Origin of the sequence: Arthrobacter sp. ES3-54, assembly GCF_029504395.1 — a bacterium.
Classification (GTDB): Bacteria; Actinomycetota; Actinomycetes; order Actinomycetales; family Micrococcaceae; genus Arthrobacter.
Genome location: NZ_JAQFIF010000011.1, coordinates 1 through 17689 on the forward strand (window position 1 = coordinate 1; position 17689 = coordinate 17689).

The 17689-nt window shown below is 66.6% G+C and carries 18 protein-coding genes; 13 read left to right on the forward strand and 5 right to left on the reverse strand.

All coding sequences use genetic code 11. The features are described 5' to 3' along the window. Nucleotides 1–1000: 1000 nt before the first annotated feature. The 4 genes from M2428_RS16750 (at nt 1001) to M2428_RS16765 (ending at nt 4000) form a co-directional block, all read left to right on the forward strand. Nucleotides 1001–1492, forward strand: a complete 492-nt coding sequence (locus M2428_RS16750) for a carboxymuconolactone decarboxylase family protein (RefSeq protein WP_277527092.1) — start codon at nt 1001–1003, stop codon at nt 1490–1492. A 217-nt stretch (nt 1493–1709) separates the two neighbouring features. Further along, nucleotides 1710–2219, forward strand: coding sequence for an FAD-dependent oxidoreductase (locus M2428_RS16755; protein WP_277527093.1), 510 nt, complete (start codon nt 1710–1712; stop codon nt 2217–2219). Nucleotides 2220–2312: 93 nt separating this feature from the next. Then, nucleotides 2313–3047: a BBE domain-containing protein gene (locus tag M2428_RS16760; RefSeq protein WP_277527208.1), complete on the forward strand. Its 735-nt coding sequence runs from the start codon at nt 2313–2315 to the stop codon at nt 3045–3047. An 83-nt stretch (nt 3048–3130) separates the two neighbouring features. Further along, nucleotides 3131–4000, forward strand: a complete 870-nt coding sequence (locus M2428_RS16765; protein ID WP_277527094.1) for a DUF4031 domain-containing protein — start codon at nt 3131–3133, stop codon at nt 3998–4000. Nucleotides 4001–4035: 35 nt separating this feature from the next. On the opposite strand, the gene M2428_RS16770 is transcribed toward M2428_RS16765, so the two are convergent. From M2428_RS16770 to M2428_RS16780, 3 genes are all read right to left on the reverse strand, one after another. Further along, nucleotides 4036–4509, reverse strand: coding sequence for an SRPBCC domain-containing protein (locus tag M2428_RS16770; RefSeq protein ID WP_277527095.1), 474 nt, complete (start codon nt 4507–4509; stop codon nt 4036–4038). 67 nt (nt 4510–4576) lie between these two features. Next, on the reverse strand, nt 4577–4990 hold the full coding sequence (locus M2428_RS16775) for a YccF domain-containing protein (RefSeq protein ID WP_277527096.1): 414 nt from the start codon (nt 4988–4990) through the stop codon (nt 4577–4579). A 153-nt stretch (nt 4991–5143) separates the two neighbouring features. Further along, nucleotides 5144–5695: a YceI family protein gene (locus M2428_RS16780; RefSeq protein WP_277527097.1), complete on the reverse strand. Its 552-nt coding sequence runs from the start codon at nt 5693–5695 to the stop codon at nt 5144–5146. A 515-nt stretch (nt 5696–6210) separates the two neighbouring features. Between M2428_RS16780 and M2428_RS16785 the strand changes: the two genes are divergently transcribed. After that, a complete protein-coding gene (locus M2428_RS16785) occupies nt 6211–7122 on the forward strand; it encodes a metallophosphoesterase (protein WP_277527098.1) in 912 nt (303 codons plus the stop codon). A gap of 63 nt (nt 7123–7185) precedes the next feature. Here the strand turns inward: M2428_RS16785 and M2428_RS16790 are convergent, their stop codons facing one another. Further along, entirely contained in the window at nt 7186–7911 is a 726-nt protein-coding gene (locus tag M2428_RS16790) for a glycoside hydrolase family 16 protein (protein ID WP_277527099.1), read from the reverse strand. Between the two features lie 591 nt (nt 7912–8502). On the opposite strand from M2428_RS16790, the gene M2428_RS16795 reads away from it, so the two are divergent. From M2428_RS16795 to M2428_RS16830, 8 genes are all read left to right on the forward strand, one after another. Continuing rightward, complete coding sequence (locus M2428_RS16795) at nt 8503–9354, forward strand: glycosyltransferase family 2 protein (protein WP_277527100.1); 852 nt, start codon at nt 8503–8505, stop codon at nt 9352–9354. Between the two features lies 1 nt (nt 9355). After that, nucleotides 9356–10354 (forward strand): glycosyltransferase, encoded by a 999-nt coding sequence (locus tag M2428_RS16800; protein ID WP_277527101.1) that lies wholly within the window; start codon nt 9356–9358, stop codon nt 10352–10354. Nucleotides 10355–10465: 111 nt separating this feature from the next. Continuing rightward, complete coding sequence (locus M2428_RS16805) at nt 10466–11566, forward strand: hypothetical protein (protein ID WP_277527102.1); 1101 nt, start codon at nt 10466–10468, stop codon at nt 11564–11566. Between the two features lie 11 nt (nt 11567–11577). Then, complete coding sequence (locus M2428_RS16810) at nt 11578–13665, forward strand: glycosyltransferase (protein ID WP_277527103.1); 2088 nt, start codon at nt 11578–11580, stop codon at nt 13663–13665. A gap of 9 nt (nt 13666–13674) precedes the next feature. Beyond that, nucleotides 13675–15555, forward strand: coding sequence for a hypothetical protein (locus tag M2428_RS16815; protein WP_277527104.1), 1881 nt, complete (start codon nt 13675–13677; stop codon nt 15553–15555). Continuing rightward, a complete protein-coding gene (locus M2428_RS16820) occupies nt 15545–15922 on the forward strand; it encodes a hypothetical protein (RefSeq protein ID WP_277527106.1) in 378 nt (125 codons plus the stop codon). The genes M2428_RS16815 and M2428_RS16820 overlap by 11 nt, the downstream gene beginning before the upstream one ends. Then, nucleotides 15919–16098 carry a hypothetical protein gene (locus M2428_RS16825; protein ID WP_277527107.1) on the forward strand — a complete coding sequence of 60 codons (180 nt, stop codon included), beginning with the start codon at nt 15919–15921 and terminating at the stop codon, nt 16096–16098. Before M2428_RS16820 ends, M2428_RS16825 begins: the two co-directional genes overlap by 4 nt. 283 nt (nt 16099–16381) lie before the next feature. After that, nucleotides 16382–16897 carry a hypothetical protein gene (locus M2428_RS16830; RefSeq protein WP_277527108.1) on the forward strand — a complete coding sequence of 172 codons (516 nt, stop codon included), beginning with the start codon at nt 16382–16384 and terminating at the stop codon, nt 16895–16897. A gap of 30 nt (nt 16898–16927) precedes the next feature. Here M2428_RS16830 and M2428_RS16835 read toward each other — a convergent pair whose 3' ends face one another. Then, nucleotides 16928–17530, reverse strand: coding sequence for a phosphoribosylanthranilate isomerase (locus tag M2428_RS16835; protein WP_277527109.1), 603 nt, complete (start codon nt 17528–17530; stop codon nt 16928–16930). Nucleotides 17531–17689 lie beyond the last annotated feature (159 nt).

Consider the following 17689-nt stretch of genomic DNA (forward strand, 5'->3'; position numbering starts at 1 on the left):
CATGTCCTCGGCTCCCGCGCGGGTTCACGGGACATGCCCTCCCCTAGCGCACACCGGTGGACATAATCCCTTCGTGCGCATTCCCGGGGGCGAAGGCTGGACATGTCCTCGGCTCCCGCGCGGGTTCACGGGACATGCCCTCCCCTAGCGCACACCGGTGGACATAATAGCTTTGTGCGCATTCCCGGGCGCGAAGACTGGACATGTCCTCGGCTCCCGCGCGGGTTCACGGGACATGCCCTCCCCTAGCGCACACCGGTGGACATAATCCCTTCGTGCGCATTCCCGGGGGCGAAGACTGGACATGTCCTCGGCTCCCGCGCGGGTTCACGGGACATGCCCTCCCCTAGGGCACACCGGTGGACATACTCCCCTGAGCGCCCGTTCCCAGACTCGAAGACTGGACATGTCCCACGCCGCCACCTGTGACCACTGCATGCACATGCCCTCCGTTGGCACGTCCCGGTAGAGCTAAGAACTGGACATGTCCCACGTTGCTAGATGTGGCCAAGGGACATGGTCTCTGCTTGCCCGCACCAGTGGAGATACTCCCCATGCGCTCATTCCCGGGCACGAAGACTGGACATGTCCTCGGCTTCCACACGTGGCCACGGGACATGCCCTCCCCTGGTACGTACCGGTGGTGATAATCCCGTTGTGCGCACTCCCTGGCACGAAGACTGAACTTGTTCCTCGGGACCATTAGCGGCCCCGGGGCATGCCCTCGGCTGGCCCGCACAGCTGGACGTGTCCCTCAGTAGGTCCAGGGAAGGTCAGCTCGACGCAGCTAGGCCTTGCGGAGCTCGGGGCGAAGCCCGGCCCGGCCCCAAGAAGGTCCCGTTCGGAAGGAGCGGTTCGGAAGGAGTGGTCCGGCGGCTGGGTCCCCCAAGGAACCGGCCACCGAACCAAACACTCCCACCCCCAAACCTTGTCACATGTTTGACAAAATTGTCACACGCCGCTCCGGGCCGTGCCAAGGCTCGTCGGTATTGTGGAATCCATGACTGAGACGGCGGCACCGCAGAATCCCCAGCAGCGGAATGTATTCCTCGACAAGGCGCACCCTGCTGCCTGGCGCGCACTCAACGGGCTGGGCCTGAAGGCCAAGGAAGCCGCCATCGATGCCGGGCTGGACGAGACGCTGATCGAGTTGCTCAATGTCCGCATTTCGCAGATCAACGGCTGTGCCTACTGCCTTGACATGCACGTGGGCGATGCCGTCAAGAACGGCGAATCGGCCCAGCGCCTGGCCGTGCTCCCCGCATGGCGGGACACCACTCTCTTCTCCGACAAGGAACGCGCAGCCCTGACGCTGGCCGAGGCCATCACCACCATCTCTGACGCCCATGCCCGCGACCGCGAGGGCGCGCAGGCCCGCCGGCACCTGACGGCCGACGAATTTTCCGCGGTCAGCTGGCTGGCGATCACGATGAACGCATTCAACCGTGTTTCCATCGTCAGCCAGCACCCGGTCCGCGAGGCCCGCGGCTAGCCCGCCACCCGGTCCGCGAGCCCCGCGGCTGACCGCCACCCGGTCCGCGAGCCCCGCGGCTGACCGGCCACCCGCCCGCGGCCAGTCCGCGACACCCGCGGCTAACCCGCCACCCGCCCGCGGCTAACTGGCCGAGCAACGGGCCGTAGCCACAGCTGGCGCGCCGTCGGTAAGCTCTAAAAGTGGGGCGGAGCCGCGGTCACCGAGGAGCACTGCCATGAAGTGGGTCAGGCCGGGTCACCCGGAATACGACGAAACTCGAAGACTCTTCAACGCGATGATCGACCGCCGTCCGGCGGTCATTGCCCCGTGCGCCGACCCCGAAGGGGTGGCCGAGGCCTTGGCGTACGCGAAGACACACGGCCTCGATGTCGCCGTCCGCGCCGGCGGCCATTCCGTGGCCGGCATGTCCATGAACAACGGCGGCCTTGTAATCGACGTTCGCCCGATGAAGTCCGCCAGGGTGGACCCGGAGGCCCGCACTGCCACGGTGGGCGCAGGCCTCACCTGCGGCGAGTTTGACCGCGCCACCCAGGAATACGGCCTCGCCATCACAGGCGGGCGGGTCTCGACGACGGGTCTCGCCGGTTTCACGCTCGGTGGCGGGTCCGGCTGGCTCGAGCGGGCCTTCGGCTTCGCGTGCGACGATCTCGTCTCCGTGGATCTGGTCACGGCCGGCGGCGAGCAGGTGACGGCCAGCGCCCAGGAGAATCCCGAGTTGTTCTAGGCCCTGCACGGAGGCGGCGGAAACTTCGGCGTCGCCACGTCATTCACCTTCCGCCTCCACCAGCTCGGGCCAAAGGTACATGCCGGGGTGTTGATGTGGCCGGGGGACGCGGCGCCAGAACTCAGCCGCGGGTACCGGGACCTGGCCATCGCGGCTCCCAACGAAGAGTCCGCCACCCTCATCTACGGGATTGCACCGGAGGAACCCTTTGTGCCCCCGAACATGGTGGGCAAGATGGCGGTGTATGTCGTGTATGTCTTCGCCGGAGACGCCGAGGAAGGCAAATTACACGCCAAGGCCTACCGGGAGCTTGGCCCTGTTGTGGACCTGGTGGAGGATACCGACTACGCCGACTTCCAGTGCTCCCTCGACGACCCGCCGGGCAAGTACAACTACTGGAGCGCTGACTATCACGACGAACTCTCCGACGACGCCTTGGACGTCATCATCGAATCGGCCCGGAACCTCCCTGGACCAAGTTCCCAGCAGCTGATCGCCCATTGGGGCGGGGCGGTGAGCGGTCCTGCCGCCGCGGCCACGCCGCTGCTGAACCGGAGCGCCAGCTGGGTGAGCCACCCGTTCGGCCTGGGCGACACCCCGCAGGGCGGGCAGGACGCGAAGGCCTGGGTCAAGCGCTTCCGCCAGGACATATCCCCCTACGCCACCGGAGGCGTCTGGCTGAACTTCATCGGCGACGAAGGACAAGCCCGGATCCGCGCCGCCTACGGCGATGAAAACTACAACCGGCTGGCAGAAGCCAAACGCGAGTTTGATCCCGGGAACGTGTTCCGCGGCAACCAGAACATTCGCCCCGCCGTCGCGGTGTGACCCCCGCCAGAGCCCGCCCGACGCCGGCCGGGACGTCGACGGCGGCCCGCGCCGGTGCCCGCGGACGGGACTAGACTGCCACCATGGCCGTCTACGTCGATCCGCCGCTCTGGCCTGCCCACGGAACCCACTTTTCCCACCTCGTCTCGGACACCTCGCTCGAGGAGCTGCACGCCTTCGCCGCGGCCGGCGGCATCTCCGAGCGGGCGTTCGACGGCGACCACTACGACGTCGCCGAGACCCGGTACGAGGCCCTGGTGGCGGCCGGAGCCATCCCGGTGGAGGGCCGGGTCCTCGTCCGCAAACTGATCGCCAGCGGGCTGCGGATCCCGGCCCGCCGGCGCGGAAAGGCCCTCCGGGTTCCGCTCCTGAACCGCTGGAACGAGGCGCTGCCGGGCCACGACGCTCTCTTCCTGGACTTGATGGACCGCTGGGGCGAGGAGCACCGGAAGTACCACGGCCGCACCCATCTGCTGGCAGTGCTGGAGGCCCTGGACCTGCTGTGTGATCCGGCCGATCCGCCCCGGACCGTGGTGCTGGCCGCCTGGTTCCACGACGCCGTCTACCGCGGTGTGGCGGGACAGGACGAGGAAGAATCGGCGCGGCTTGCCGAAGACCGGCTCCGGCATGCCGGCCTCCCGGCCGCCGAGGTGGACGAAGTGGTCCGCCTGGTGCTGCTGACGGCAGACCACCGCCCGGAGCCCGGGGACGACGGCGGCGCCTTGCTCAGTGACGCCGATCTCTCCGTCCTCGGCGGGGAACCGGAGGCCTACGCCCGCTACCTGGCCGCCGTTCGGGAAGACTTCGCGCATATCGGCGACGCCGACTTCGCTGCCGGCCGTGCCGCCGTCGTCCGCCAGCTGCTGCGGCTTGATCCGCTCTTCCATACTGAACGCGCCCGTGGTCTGTGGCTGGAGCCGGCCCGCCGGAACCTGCAGGGCGAACTCGCCTGACGGTGTCCCGGCAGCCCACCGGCAGCCGCTGAGGCTCACGCGGCAACGCTGAGGTGATTCGCCAGCCGATCGAACGACTCACGCCACCCTTCGCCGTGGCGGTCGCGGCTGGCCGCGGAATCAAACGGCCCCTGGGTAAATGTCATCTGCGTGCCGCCGTCGACCTCTTCCAACCGGATCGTGACCTCGGTTTCGAAGCCGCGGGTGCCGTCGGGCCTGTCCCAGGCATGGGTGAACATGAACAGGTGCGGGGGCTCAATATCGGTATGCACCCCGCTCCACCAGAATTGCTGCCCGGTGCTGTCCTGGATCATGCAGGCGCGGTACAGGCCGCCAACTTCGAGGTCCGCGTCGACGCTCTCACGCGGGACATGGAAGCCTCGCGGGCCCCACCACTGCGGAGCCTGGTCCGGGTCCGTCAACGCGGACCACACACCCTGGATCGGGGCCCTGAACTCGCGGACAATGACCAGCATGAGGTCCGTGTCCGCGGACGCCGGTTCGCTCATGGTCTTCTCCCTCGGATTGCTTGGACTGACAGGGGAAACGCCCCCTCACCCCCTCCGTGCTGCAGCCCTAGCGCCGGCTGGGGCTGTACGCGGTCACATAACGCGAATTGCTCGGAACGATCTGTTTGCCGAGCGGCATCAGCGAGACGGGGATGAGCTTGAGGTTGGCGATCGCCAGCGGAATGCCGACAATCGTGATGGCCATGGCGAAGGCCGTGACGACGTGCCCGATCGCGATCCAGATCCCTGCCACAAGCAGCCAGATCACGTTTCCCAGCAGGGCAAAGATGCCGGTTCCGCCGGGCTTGTCCACCACCATGCGGCCGAACGGCCACAGTGCATAGGACGCGATGCGGAACGAGGCCAGCCCCCACGGAATGGTGACGACCAGCAGGCAGCAGACAACGCCGGCCAGGAAATATCCAATGGCCAGCCACAGTCCGCCAAAGAGCAGCCAGATGAGGTTCAGGAGTGTCTTCATGGATTCATTCTCGCCTGTAGGAGTGACATTCGGATTAGTGGTTCACCCGGAATAATCCCTGACTTTCGCGCCCCGGCCGTCTCCGGCACAGGGCAACCGGCTTGTAGGTGCCTGCAAACCGCTTCTCAGGTGCCGGCCCCGCCTCTTCGGCGTTTAGGTGGCGGCCTGTTTGACCATGGCGGCCTCAACGTTGATCTTGACCTTGTCGCTGACCAGCAGCCCGCCGGTTTCAAGGGCGGCATTCCAGGTCAGGCCGAATTCCTTCCGGCTGATGTCCGCCTCAGCACTGAATCCGGCCCGAGTGGCGCCGAAGGGGTCCACCGCCACGCCGGTGTACTCGACTTCGAGTTCCACGGGTTTGGTGACGCCGCGGATGGTGAGCTCGCCGGTCAGCACGTAGTCCTCCCCGTCACCGCGGATCCCGGTGGCCCGAAACGTCATGTCGGGGTACGTCTCGACATCGAAGAAGTCGGGGCCGCGAACGTGGCCGTCGCGATTGGCGTCCCCCGAATCGAAACTGGCCGTGTTGACCGTGGCGTGCAGGCTGGCGTCCGCCAGCGACTCGCGCACGCGGGCCTCGGCGGTAGCCTCGTTGAACCTGCCACGGACCTTGCTGATGCCCGCATGACGGACGCTGAAGCCAATTTCGCTGTGGGACATGTCCAGCGTCCACACTCCGGGGGTCAAACCTTCGGGCAGAGTCACAACGGTCTCCTTCGAGCGATGGCGGACCTGTTCCGCCGGGGGGGGCGATCGGGGTGTTCCCCACTCTGCATGCTAACGAGGAAGCCCGTCCCGGGCTAGGTCCGACCGGCCCTCGACGCGGAGCAGTGAGGCGGGCACGCTGGCTTGGGACTTCCGGATTTCCGACGGCGGATTGCTCGATCCGGGCCCGACGCGTTCTCTGGCCATCACTCGGCGGCCGGGTTACTCTGGCCTATAAATGCCGGGCATTCACCGAATTTCGCAGAACTATTCGCACAGTCCTGATCAACCAAGTGATGTGAGGAATCGTGGCCGGGTCCCTGGGGAAACGTGGCAAGGCGGGCATCGGTGCTTTCTTGCTGAGCCTGGGTTTATTGCTGTCGGCCTGCCTGCCCGGTCCGCCGGAACCCGCCCCTAGCCCGGGCACGCCCTCCTCTGCCCCGCCGTCGTCCGCGCCGCCGTCGCCGGCACCGCCGTCGCCGTCCTCGACTGCCGCGCCGCCGGCCGGCGAGCCCGTGCACTTCACCGCGCAGGGTGACATCGGCGTCGGCTCGGGCGCCACGAAGGTGCTCGACGTCGTTGCCGGCCTCAATCCCCAACTGAACCTCGCCCTCGGCGACTTCGCCTACAAGGCAGGGCTCGAACAGCAGTTCTGCGACATGGTCACCGCCCGCCTCGGCGAGGACTTCCCCTACCAGCTCGTGACGGGCAACCACGAGAGTGACGGCCATGACGGCGACATCGAGAAATATGTCCGGTGCCTGCCCAACAAGCTGCCCGGGCTCCAGGGCCAATACGGCATCCAGTGGCGGGTCGATGTCCCCGAGCAGAACCCCGTTGTCCGCTTCATTCTGGTCTCCCCCGGCATCGACTTCCGGGGCGGGGAGCCGCTGGACTACTCGAGGGGCAGCGAGCGCTGGCGCTGGACCGCGGACGCCATCGACGAAGCTAAAACGCGGAACATCCCTTGGACGGTGGTGGGGATGCACACCCCGTGCCTGAGCGTGGGCAACTATGACTGCCAGGCGGGGCAGGATTTCACGAACATGCTGATCGAAAAGGAGGTGGACCTGGTGCTGTCCGGCCACGACCACCTCTATCAGCGGACGCATCAGCTGGCCACGGGCGGCAGCTGCGCGGAACTCGTTCCCGCCAGCTTCACCTCCGGCTGCCTGGCCGATACCGACGGCGCCATGGCCGAAGGCTCGGGGACCGTGTTCGCCACGGTGGGCGTTGGCGGCGTGGGACTCTACAACGTGAGATCCGATGACCCGGAAATGCGTTATTTCGCCAGCACATCCGGAAAGAACCAGGAACCGGCCTTTGGGACCCTGGACGTCACGGCCACGGCGGATGAACTTGCCGCCCGGTTCGTTCCCGCCGACGGCTACACCTTCTCGGATTCCTTCACGCTCCGGCGCAAGTGATGCGCCACCAGTATTCGGACGCCGGCGGCCCGCCGTGTAATCCGCCGCGGACTTCCTAGGGCCTCAAGCCGGCACCCAGATGCTGATCCAGTCGAGCGAGACGTGGCCCTGGGTCGCCGGGGCCGGGCAGCCGGTCAGGCAGGACTCGGTCTGCAGGATCAGGTGCATGGGCGACGTCGGCGCCTTGGTGCTGATGCCCAGGGACCGCCCGTCGAGGAAGAACTCGACCCGCCCGGGGCTCCATTCCATCGTGGCCACATGCCACGAAGTGACGTATTGATCGGAATCGAATTTCTCCCAGGCATCCGCGCCGTTCCGGTCAAAGTGGACGGCGCCGTAAATGATTTTGGCCAGATCCCCTTCGGGGAAGTCCACCTCGCCATCCCGGGGCCAGACGCCGCTGTCCGGCCACAGTAGCCAGGCCGTCTTGAATCCGGGCAGCGCGTCAGCCCGGTAGCGGACCGAGTACCGGCCGTGGAGGAGACTGTTGGCACGCGGCGGGTTGGAGCTGGCGTTGGGGATCCTGGGCGTCGGCGCCGCCCCCATCGAGATCCCGTTCTCCGAGTGCAGGTACCAATCCAGCGAACCGTTGCGGACACTAAGCACCTTGGACGGGTAGTAGCCGGACTTGCCGCCGCTGCGTTGCCCGGCAGTGTCCGGGGTCCCGTCCTTGTAGCCTGCGCTCCACCCCGCGCTGTAGAGCGGGCCGGGGAAGCGGCCCAGCGGGACGTCGCCGGCGGAGAAGTCCTCGACAAAGACCTGCTTCCAGCCGGGCAGGTCGCCGGTCATTGTCACATCCGTGGTCCGGACGGGAGGCGGGGCCGGGGCGGGTACGGATTGGGGCGCGGGCGGATTTACCGATGCCGGGGCTGGCCCAGTCGCGGCACCACCTTCCGGAGCTCCCGTCGGCGTCCCGGACATGGGGCCGGCGTCCGTAGCGCCAGTGCCCGGGGCGCCTGACGGTCCGGCCGGCGACGCCGAAGTGGACGTGAAGAGCGGCCGCTCGCCCCCTTGAGCGCCATCCCCGCTGCATGCGGCCACGGCCAGGACTGGGCCCAGGGCCATGGCGGTAACCGCCATAAAACGGAAGGTGGGGAGACGCCGGCGGCTTGCCGGCACGCGCCCCCGTATAACGCGTGTCCGCATCCGGCCAGTGTCGCATGGGGGCCAGCGGGCATCAACAGTTTTCCCTGATTTTAAGTTGAACATTCAAGTTAATCCAAGGTTAATGCAAGGTGGCGTGGCCAGACTTTAACCCTGGGGTACATCAATAAGTTGTCGACAACCGTTCAGCGTTAGCTTGGGTCTATTTTCCGGCTGGAGGAGCCGGAAAGCGCTGCAGTTGAGACGAGCAGAAAACGTTATTGAGTGGTGAGGCCAGTGTCCATCCCGAATCTCAAGCCAAACGTGCGCCCCCAAACGACGCCCCCGCCGGCAAATCCCTCAGTCAGCGTGGTGATCCCCACCTTGAACGAGGCAATGAACCTGCCGTGGGTGCTGCGGCGTATGCCCTCCTATGTGGATGAGGTGGTAATTGTTGATGGCCGTTCCTTGGACGGCACAGTCGATGTGGCCCGGGCCTTGCGCCTGGATGTCGTGGTGGTGGCAGAACCCCGCCCCGGCAAAGGAAACGCCGTGCGGGCCGGATTTGCCGCGGCCTCCGGGGACATCATCGTCATGCTGGACGGCGACGGCAGCATGGACCCGCAGGAGATCGGCTGGCTGGTGACTCCACTCCAGCACGAGTACGACTTCGTCAAAGGCTCCCGCTATGTGACGGGTGGCGGCTCGGACGATCTCACCTGGCTGCGCAGCGGGGGAAACAAGATGCTCACTTGGCTCGCCAACGCCGTTCTCCACAGTGACTACTCGGATCTTTGCTACGGCTACATCGCCTTGCGCCGCGAATGCGTTGACATTCTGGAGCTGGAGTCGGACGGATTCGAGATCGAAACTGAACTGATTGTGCGGGCCTCAAGGGCCGGCCTCCGCATTGCCGAGGTTCCTAGCCATGAGCTGTCCCGCATCTCAGGCCAGTCGAACCTGCACACGTTCCGGGACGGCTGGCGGGTGCTCCGCACCCTTGCCCGCGAGCGCGTGAGCTGGGAGGCTCCGACCGCCGGAGCCCGTCCCGAAGCCCTGCGCCGAGTCAAGTACAAGTACCCCAGCGTGGTGTTCCCCCACGTTCCCACCGATCCCAGCAGCGTTCTGGGCGGACGGGCAGGCGAATAGGATGTCCGAGGACCCCAGCATTCCGGAAGTATCCGTGGTCATTTGCTCCTACTCGGAGGACCGGTGGGACAGGCTGATGGGCGCCCTGGACTCGGTCCGCACCCAGACCGTCCCGCCCAAGCAGACGATCGTCGTCGTCGACTACAACGTCGACTTGTACAAGCGCCTGATCTTCACGGTCCCGGACGCCGTAATTGTCGAGAACACCGGGCCCAAGGGCCTCTCCGGCGCCCGCAACACCGGAGCGGGCATCGCCAAGGCGGAGATTGTGGCCTACCTCGATGACGATGCCGAAGCCGAGCCGGATTGGCTCGAGCGGCTCGCGGCCTTGTACGACGATCCCGACGTTCTGGCTGTGGGCGGCCGGGTGGAGCCGCTCTGGGAAGCCGGGCGGCCTGGCCACTTCGCCAATGAGCTCGACTGGATAGTCGGCTGCACGTACCGGGGGATGCCTAAAGTCGCCGCCGAAGTCCGCAATGTCATTGGCGCGAACATGTCCTTCCGCGCCGAAGTCCTGGACCGGGTGGGCGGTTTCAACACAACCTTGGGACGTCAGGGCGCCGTCCCGCTGGGATGCGAAGAGACCGAACTGTGCATCCGTGCAGTGCTGGGAGCGCCCGGATCCCGGGTGGTCTATGAGCCCGCTGCCCTGGTGCACCACCACGTTCCGGTCGAGCGCGGCACCCTGCGCTACATGCTTGCACGTTCCTGGGGCGAAGGGATTTCCAAGGCGCAGGTCAGCAGGGTGGTCGGCCACAAGCGGGCACTGGGTCCCGAACGGCGCTATGTCCGGCAGGTCCTGCCACGTGCAGTGTTTGCCGGAATCCGCGGCTGGCTCGGCGGCGGGGACCGCGCCGGGCTCGGCCGGGCGGCAACCATCGTGGCCGTGCTCGCGGCCACCGCGACCGGCTATGTACGCGGCCGCCGCCTGCCTACCGCGGCCTCGCCGCTGAAGGCGGCCGCGGTGTCGGCGGAGGAGCCTTGGAGGGAAGTCCAGTGACCCGCGCAGCTTGGGTGCCCGTCTCTGTACACCGCCCTGTGAAACGCCCGGTGCAGCCACTGCATCCGGAACCACCTGACCGCAGGAAACCGACCCGAGAAAGCCTGGATCATGAGCCAACCTGAACGCGACGTGAAACAGCCGATCGGCGCCTCTGCCGGAGCCACCTTCGATGTCCACGGGATCGTGGGCATCGATGTCGAGGCCGGGACGCCAGGGGAACCGCAGCTAAGGGACATGCTCGCCCCGTTCCTTGGGGAATCCGGCGCGCCACGGCGGATCACCATCGGCGCCAAAATAACGCCGATTTCCAGCCAGTCGCATGCAGAGGATGCCTACCGGTTCACCGGGGAGTCCCTCTATATTCCGGCGGACCGCGTCCAGATTATCGAGACGAAAGACGGGTACCGGATCGAAGGCGCCGGCGAGCTCCTGACATCCGTGATTCCGTTGCTGGACCGGTTGTGCGTCGAGGAGGATGCGGCGATGATCCATGCCGCAGTGGTGGACTTCCGCGGCTCCGGGGTACTCCTGCCAGCCTGGGGAGGAGTCGGAAAGACCAGCACGGTGGCGAAGCTGGTGGCCATGCGCGACGTGCGGTTCATGGCAGACGACTGGGCATTCATGGGCGCCGGCGGAATGCTCATGGGCTACGCCAAGCCGATGTTTATCAAACCCCACCACCGCGCCATCTACCCGGACATGTTCCGGGGCACGCGCAAGCCCCTGGCCCCCGGATGGCTGACGACGCCCGTCGCCCATCTGGCCACGGCGGTCCATCCGGTCATTGTCCGGTACCCGAAAACAGCGGCCTTCACCCGGCGCTGGTCCCCCGAGCACCGCATGGTACAGCCGGAGCATGTCTTCGGCGCGCAGCGGATTTCGTCCGCGGCGCCGGCACAGCTGGCCATCTTCCTTGAGCGCTTCGACGGCGCGGACGCACGGCTGGAGGCACGAAGCGCGGAGTGGATGACGTCGCGGATCGTCGGCAACTTCCATTCGGAACTGCCCATGGTGTCGCGGCGGCTCGTCGAGGCCCTCGGCGCCACCAGCCTCGTCCCCTTGGAGGAGCATTTCGGCCAGAAGGCGGCCGTGGTGCGCCGGGCGCTGGAAGACGTTCCCTGCTGGCTGCTCCGGCTGCCCGCCGCCTGGTCAGCGGACCAGGCCTCTGACTTCATCGCGAATCTGGTTCGTTCAAAACTGGATGAGTGAGGCGAGGCCACGTGAGCGATCTGAGGGTGTCGGTTGTCGTTCCAGCGCGGAATGCCGCAGCCTGGCTGGGCGAGTGCCTGGAGTCGATCCGCAGCCAACATCCGCACGAAATGATCGTGGTCGATGGCTGCTCCACGGATGACACTGCAGCAATCGCACGCGACTGCGGGGCAACCGTCATCTCCGATGAGGGACGCGGCCTGCCGGCCGCCCGAATGCTCGGCGCCCGGAGTGCCACCGGTGAGGTAGTCGCCCTGATCGACGCCGACGTCGTCCTTCCGTCGAAGAGCCTGCCCCGGCTGCTGACCGAATTCGAATCCGGCGGTTACGACGGCCTGCAATTCGGGCTGGCCAGCGAAGCCGACGGACCCGGGTACTGGGGGGCCGCGCTGGCGTGGCACCACAACCACAGCCGGGTGCGCAAGTGGTTCGGCGTCAGCGCCACGCTGATGCGTCGCGACGTGCTGCTCGACGTCGGGTTCGACGACGACTTCCGCTCGGGGGAAGATGTGGAGCTCAGGATCCGGCTGGAGCAGGCAGGGTACCGGCTCGGCGTCTCCGACTCCGTAGTGGTCAGACACAGGTTCGACGACACGTTCGACTACGCCCGCGACCAGTGGCTCCAAGACGGGGCCGGAATGGCCCGCACCGTCCGCAAACACACGGGCCGGGCCGGCTGGCTGGTGATGCTGCCCCTGCTGGCCACCGTGCGGGGTGTGGGCCTGTCGCTGGTCCGCGCGCCCCGCTTCCTGCCGTATTGGATGGGCTTCCTGCTCTACAACTACCGCGCCATGGCCGGCGAGCTCCTGAGGCCGGCCCACAAGCCCATCTCGGTCGGAGGGAACGCGGCCTGGTTGGCCGCCGCGAGGATCGCCCCCATGGTGACGGGCTTCCTGTTCTGGGCGCTCGCGGCCCTCGTGCTCCCGCCGGAGCAGTTGGGGCTCGGCTCCGCGGTGGTGTCGGCCGCCCTCCTGACCGTGCAGCTGGGGATGCTTGGTGTCGGGCCCGCCACGCTGACCCTCCTTCCCGCGGAAAATGACGGCGGCCGGCGCCTCATCGCCGCTAGCCTGCTTGCCGTCGCGACCTTCGCCCTGCTGGGCGCGGGCCTGCTGGTTATCATCACAAATTGGCTCGGCACAGGTGTGGGCGAGGCCTGGATCCCGCTGGTCACGGTCCTTTTCCTGGCCACGTCGCTCCTCGCGGCCAGCGCCTACCAGCTTGACTACGTGGGCGTGGCCCAGGAGCGGGCCGACCGAACGCTGGTCAGAAGCCTCGTGCAGAGCCTCGTGCAGCTCGCCTTCCTGGCCGCCGCGTTCGCCGTCGGACTCCGTGACCTGGCGGTGATTGTGGCCGCAGTTGCCGCCGGCGCGCTGGCCAGCGTCCTCGTGGGACTGCGCCAGCTTGCCCGGGCCCAGGTCTCCCCCGATTGGAAGCATGGCCTCCGGCCGCGTCCGGCCCTAAAACTCCTGAAGCCCGGGCTCCCCAACCACGCCCTCATGCTCGCCGACCGCGCGCCCGGTTACCTGCTTCCGCTCATCGTTGCAGCAACTCTGGGGCCCGCCCCGACGGCCGCCTGGTTCGTGGTGTGGATGATGGCCTCGGCGGTGTTCTTCGTGCCGCAGTCCGCCGGCTTTACGCTGCAAACGGCCCTCGCGGGAAAGCGGGCGAGGCCGGGACTCCTCGGCTCCGCCCTGCGGGCCAGCTTCCTGTTGACTCTCGTAGCCGGGTTGATATTGATGCTGGCCGGGCCACTGCTTTTGGGCCTCCTCGGATCGCAGTACGCGTCCGCGTGGGTCCTCCTTCCTGTACTCGTTCCGGCACTCCTCCTGAGTTGTGTGACCCAGGTCTACTACGGGCTGTGCCGGGCCCACGGGCGGCTTTTCGAATCCACGGCAGTCGCCACCTTGGCCGCCATCCTGATCGTGGCCCCCGCCGCGGCCGTGGCCCAGCAATATGGCCTCACCGGCGTATCCGTCCTCTGGGCCGTTGCCCAGGCGACGGCTTCGCTGATTGCTGCTTGGCGTCTGATCACCCTGACCCGAATGAACCCCGCCCCAGCCGCAGGCGAGATTCCTTCAGCGCGCCACCAGCCGAGTTGAATCGAGGAAATGATGACACACGAAACGGCAACAAGCCCCGTGCACACCGCCCACCGGCATGAGGCGCATGCGCACGTCGGCGGTGCCAAACCGCCCACCCACCGCAACCTGGGACTGACGCCGTCGTGGCACATCGGCGCCTTGGCCGCGACAGCCGCGGCCGCCCTCGCCCTCGGCGTCTGGAGCATGACCCAGGTCGATCCCCTTCGGATCGGCGGGGCCGGACTCATCGGCGTCCTCCCGCCTGCTTATTTCGTGGCGCTCGGGCTCAGCCTGGCGGGATTTGTCGCCTCCTTGAGCCTCCGCCGCCTGGTCCCTGCCCTTCTGACCTGGCAGCTTCTGGTGACAGTGGTTGTCCTCGCTGGGGCTGACCCCATCATCCATGGCCTGCCCCGGCTCGAGGCCAGCTTCCGCCATCTGGGCATTGCCGACACCATGGGCCAATCGGGCCAGCTCGATCCGAGCCTGGACGCGTACTTCGACTGGCCCGGATTCTTCAGCCTGCTGGGAATGCTCTCCGGGGCGACAGGCGCCAAGGACCTTTTCGGCATCGCAACCTGGGCGCCGGTGGGGATCAACTTCCTCTTACTCGCACCGCTGCTGGCCCTGACACGGCGGTTGACGGCAAATCCGCGCCAGGCGTGGGCTGCTGTCTGGATCTTCTACGTGGCCAGCTGGATTGGACAGGACTATCTGTCGCCGCAGGCGCATTCGTTCGTCCTCCTGCTCACCCTGGTTGCCTGCCTGCTCAGCGTCTTTGCTGGTTGGGCCTGGCCCACGGAGGGCACCGGGTTCTCGCGGTGGCTTGCCCGCAGTGTCAGCAAGCTTGACAGTTCGGTACCCGGATATGGCGCCGTGGAGCCACGCCGGACGGACACGGCGGTGCTTGTGGTGGTCTGCGGGCTGTTCCTGCTTGCCATGACCGCTTCCCATCAGCTCAGCCCCTTCGCCGCGATCCCCATCCTGGCCGCGCTGCTTCTGACCGGCCATCTCCGGCTGCGTTTCTTGCCCGTCCTGGCCGTGGTCCTGCCGGTCGGCTGGCTGATCTTTGCGGCCTCAACCTTCTTGTCGGGGCACTTTGGCCAACTTCTCGGCTCTTTCGGTGACATTGGCGCGAACAGCCTCGGCGCGCTGAGCACCAGGGTCTCAGGCAGCGATGCCCATGTGTTGGTGGTCTACACGCGCATCGCCGAGGTCGCGCTGGTATGGATTCTCGCCGTTGCCGGTGCCATCGTCGGCTACCGGCGGAAGGCACCGTGGTTGGCGGCCGCGGCCGCGGCGCTTGCGCCGCTGGTCCTGATTCCGCTCCAGCCATATGGCGGCGAACTGCTCCTGCGCCTGTATCTCTTTAGCCTTCCGTTTGCTGTGTGTCTGGCGGTGCTGCCATTGATGTCAGAGAACACTGCCGGGCTGAGCCTGCGCCGAGCCCTTGCGCTGCTGCTCATGGGCGCGGTATTGGCCACGGCCACGGTCGTTTCCCGCTACGGAAACGACGGCATGGAGAGCTTCAACGACGACGAAATCGCCTTAGTGAACCGCCTCTATTCGACTGCGCCCACCGGCGCTGTCCTGATTGAGGCAGTTCGCAACACTCCGTGGAGATACCAGCACTACGCGGACTATGACTACCGGGCGCTCGTTGCTGCCGAGCCCATTCCCAACGCCGCGCCGCTCAGCTGTGATGCGGCCAACCAGATCGCCCACAAAGCGGGCGCGTACCTCATCGTTACCGAAAGCCAGCGGGAGGCGGCCGAACTCCGCGGTTCGACTCCCACCGGCGACCTTCAACGTTTTACCGCCACATGCGCCACCAGTCCGGGCTGGACGAAGGTTTATGAAAACGCGGGCGGCGTGATTTTTCACATCGAAGGAGTTACCAATGGCAACTGAACGCAGCTACGTGAGCTATGCGACGGCAGCCGTCGCCCTAGCCGCCATACCGCTCTCGTTTGTCGGCCCCGAGGGCCTGCGCCTGGCGGTGATCGGCCTGCTGATGCTGGCCGGACCTGGAACAGCGCTGGTGCTGCTCCTCCACTTCGGCCCAACGCGCTCGGCCACGACCGCTGGCGCGCTCCCCCTCATCATCGCGATCGCAATTGCCTTCAGCCTCACGATGTCCACCCTCGTGGCGACGGCGATGATCTATGCGCAGCTCTGGTCACCGCCGGCGGGCGTATGCGTCCTGTCGATCTTGACCCTCGCTTTCCTGGGCCTTGAGTTCAAGAGGCCACAGCGGGCCCTGGTGCGTGCGAAATGATCATCTTCCTGACAGGACTGGCCACAGTGACAGCACTCGTGAGCTGCGATGTGCTGCGTGTGTTGAATCCGGACAAGGCACTGCCGCGCGCCGTGGTGATCACCACGGCAGCCCTTCTGGCCATAGTCGGCGTCGCGGCGGTCGTGCAGTTGGTACATCTGGCGCAGCTGGCATGACAGAAGCCGCCCGCCCTGCGCCGCACAAGCGCACATCATCAAGTCGAACCAATCACGGAAAGTATCTGCAATGAGAACACTTAGAACACTCAGCATGGTTGGGACGCTCGGATTACTCGTAGCCGGTTCCCTTGTCTTCGGTTCCGCCCAGGTTGCTACGGCCGCAACGTGCAGCCCCGCACCGACGAACTCCTTTTCTGGGTCCGTCGTACTGGCCACAAGTTTTGAATCGGGCAGCTTTTGCGGCCTCATCCCCAAAGTGTCGGGCACCGGCACGGCAACAATGTCCAGTTCGCGGCCCCACACCGGGACGCATGCGGCCAAGCTGCACGTGACCACGGATTCCGGTTCGCTCGCAAACCTTTCCTCCCCGGCGTTCCCTTCGGGGACCAAGACCTCGTACGCAGACGGCTGGTTCAATATCACCGTGGCCGGCGTTTCCGGCAATGACGTACCGTACTTCCGCTTCTTCTCCGGCTCCACCCGCGTCGCGGACATCTACCGCTACAACAGCAACGGGCAGCTGTGGCTCCGGGTCACCTCACCGAGCGGCACCTTTGTCTACACGAAGCTGATCTCCGGGAGCATCTCCCTGAGCGCCTGGCACCATGTAAGCATGCGGGTGACCGCCAACGGCAGCAAATCAACCATCCAGGTGTGGTTCGACGGCGTGCAGAAATACAGCAGCACGAGCGTCAACATGCTGGGGAGCAGCCTGAGCAAAGTTCAGCTCGGCGCTGAGCACAACAGGCAAAAGGGCGACGAATACATCGATGATGTCATCATCAAACGCTCCTAGCTCCCTTTGATAGCCCGCGGGTGGCCTGCCTCATTCCGGTTCCTTGGCCGCCCGCACGAAGTCCCCAATCTTGGCCAGGTCCTTGATGCCGCGCGAGGACTCGACGCCGGAAGACACATCGACGCCCCACGCCCCGGCTTCCGCCGCTGCCCGGGCCACGTTGGCGGGATCCAGGCCGCCGGCGAGCAACCACTTGCGTCCAGCCAGGGCCTTGGCCCGGACGGAGCCGTAGTCCCAGGCTTCGCCGGAGCCGGGGACGGCGGCGTCGATCAGGAGCAGCTCTTCACCCCAGTTGTCGAAGGCGTCTGCAGCGGCGGCCATTGTGACGGCCCGGATCAGTTTCATCCCGGCGTCGTGCACCGTCCGGACGTCCGCCGGTGATCGGTCCCCGTGGAGCTGGACCCAGACCAGGCCCGCTTCACGGGCGACGTCGACGGCGTCGGCGGCCGGTTCGTGCCGGAACACCCCCACCGCTGGCAACCCGTTCGGGACGTGGGCGAGGAGGTTCCTGACCTGTTCCGGGGTGACCTCCCGGGCGCTGCGGGTCAGGACGAAGCCGAAGGCGTCCGCGCCGGCACCGGCCGCGGCGCGGACCGCGTCCGGGGTGCTGAGGCCGCACACTTTGACAAACATTCTGGCTCCTTCTGCACGCCTTCTGCCTCTGACGTTAGCAAGACAGGACCGCCGCCGCCGACTTTGCGTCGGCATCGGAAGAAGCGCCAGCATCGGCAGAAGCGCCGGCATCGCAGCCGGGCTGGCTCCAGGTGCCCCGGGACCGGCCGATAGGCTGGT